This is a genomic window from Vibrio sp. Y176, assembly GCF_033438945.1.
Map to the genome: position 1 here is coordinate 1 of NZ_JAWOQS010000407.1, position 764 is coordinate 764.

At 47.6% G+C, this 764-nt stretch carries 1 protein-coding gene; it reads left to right on the forward strand.

Annotated features, from left to right (window positions below; all coding sequences use genetic code 11):
- The coding region (locus tag R7O13_RS26350) for an FtsW/RodA/SpoVE family cell cycle protein (protein ID WP_318305140.1) at positions 1-764 on the forward strand (764 nt) is incomplete at both ends.

Consider the following 764-nt stretch of genomic DNA (forward strand, 5'->3'; position numbering starts at 1 on the left):
CTCGTTGGATTCCGCTTGGTCTGTTCAACTTACAGCCTGCCGAAGTTGCGAAGCTATCGCTGTTCATCTTCATGTCCGGTTATTTAGTCCGTAAGCAAGATGAAGTGCGCCAGACCTTCTTTGGCGGCTTTATGAAGCCAATCATGGTGTTTGCTTTCTTCGCCGTCTTGTTACTTGGTCAGCCGGACTTGGGTACCGTCGTTGTAATGCTGGTTACTCTGTTTGGCATGTTATTTATCGCGGGCGCGAAGCTAACCCAGTTCCTGGCCCTGATGATTGCAGGTATTGGCGCTGTCGTCGGTTTGATCTTGGTAGAACCGTACCGTATGCGCCGTGTTACTTCGTTTCTTGACCCATGGGAAGATCCGTTCGGTAGCGGCTATCAGTTGACTCAATCTTTGATGGCGTTTGGTCGCGGAGAATGGTTTGGTCAAGGGTTAGGGAACTCAATTCAAAAACTGGAATACCTACCAGAAGCGCACACCGACTTTGTATTTGCGGTATTGGCTGAAGAGCTTGGTTTCGTCGGTGTCGTTTTAGTGCTGATGTTGATTTTTAGCTTGGTACTTAAAGCTGTGTATATCGGCAAACGTGCTTTTGAAGAAGGCGAGATGTTTGGTGGTTACTTAGCGTTTGGGATTGGTATTTGGTTTGCGTTTCAAACCATGGTCAATGTGGGCGCAGCCGCTGGTATTGTTCCAACCAAAGGTTTGACGCTTCCACTAATCAGTTATGGTGGTTCCAGTCTGATTATTATGTCCGTT